Origin of the sequence: Thiolapillus sp. (genome assembly GCF_048562965.1) — a bacterium.
Taxonomy (GTDB): domain Bacteria; phylum Pseudomonadota; class Gammaproteobacteria; order Chromatiales; family Chromatiaceae; genus Thiolapillus; species Thiolapillus brandeum_A.
In genome coordinates, this window is record NZ_JBHNMF010001107.1 from 1 (window position 1) to 882 (window position 882).

Sequence of the window (882 nt, forward strand, 5' to 3'; positions counted from 1 at the left end):
GAGATCGAACGCAGCACTCCCATCGAGTACGACCTGTGCATTTAATTGGGAAGACGGCCGGCATACAAAGTAGCTGGCCGTGTTCCCTGGTGAATTCCGCCCGCTATGGGTTAAAACCTGTTGATGTACCTCATATCCATATTTGGTGAGAATAAAATCGTAAAAGCCTTCGCTGCCAGCCATGGAGAGCGAAGCGAAGGCTGGTAGACCCCAGTAGCCGCGAGGCCGCACTGTTTTCCCGGCATGCCTTAGGTGATATATGGATAAACAGTTTGCTGCCCGTTTCCTGGATTCTGGGCAAGGCCAGCAAACGCGTTTCGGCTACGATTTCGTAAAGGGAGCAATCCTCATAATTCAGAGTGAATCGCCCGGTTTCAATCATGCTCGAATCGAGTATGTCATCAACCATGAACACCGGGTTCTGTGACGCCGTAATGATGCTGTCCATTTTCTTTCTTAGCGCCGGGTTTTTCAGCAGCATCCTGAGTTGTTCGGCTTGGCCGGTAATAATGATGATCAGTGTGCGTATTTCGTAGCTGATATTCCGCAATATCTGTTTTTTCTGCTGATCTGCCTGCTTCATCTTCTCGACCAGCTTTCTGTGCCAGGTGGCAAAGGTTCCGATATATATGGGAATCGCGGCGCCGCCAATAAGTTATGCGATGACCGTGGTGGGATGTTGATTCCAGTAGGGAACGAACAATACGGACAAAATCAATACTATTTCGTTGGCAACAGCGATACCAATAAGGTGTTTGTTGCTAGGTTCCTCGACGTTTTAAGTGGAATTCCTCCAAAAACCTGTGCCAGTATAGCGCCAAATACTGGCATGAGGAAAAGACGTGGACGGCAACGAGATACTGCTACTGGGATTGGGGATTC

3 protein-coding genes are annotated in these 882 nt (G+C 48.9%); 1 reads left to right on the plus strand and 2 read right to left on the minus strand.

All coding sequences use genetic code 11. The features are described 5' to 3' along the window. The coding region (locus tag ACOCD2_RS22620; RefSeq protein WP_419626186.1) for a hypothetical protein at positions 1-183 on the minus strand (183 nt) is incomplete at its 3' end. Beyond that, positions 131-583: a histidine kinase dimerization/phospho-acceptor domain-containing protein gene (locus ACOCD2_RS22625; RefSeq protein WP_374211440.1), complete on the minus strand. Its 453-nt coding sequence runs from the start codon at positions 581-583 to the stop codon at positions 131-133. The genes ACOCD2_RS22620 and ACOCD2_RS22625, both read right to left, overlap by 53 nt. Between ACOCD2_RS22625 and ACOCD2_RS22630 the strand changes: the two genes are divergently transcribed. After that, positions 488-882: hypothetical protein (locus ACOCD2_RS22630; RefSeq protein ID WP_293653596.1), on the plus strand; the 395-nt coding region annotated here is incomplete at its 3' end. The two genes, ACOCD2_RS22625 and ACOCD2_RS22630, sit on opposite strands and share 96 nt — an antisense overlap.

Coding starts and splice junctions, on each gene's coding strand:
- ACOCD2_RS22625 (WP_374211440.1), bottom strand. CDS start 583: ATGAAGCAGGCAGATCAGCAGAAAAAACAGATATTGCGGAATATCAGC.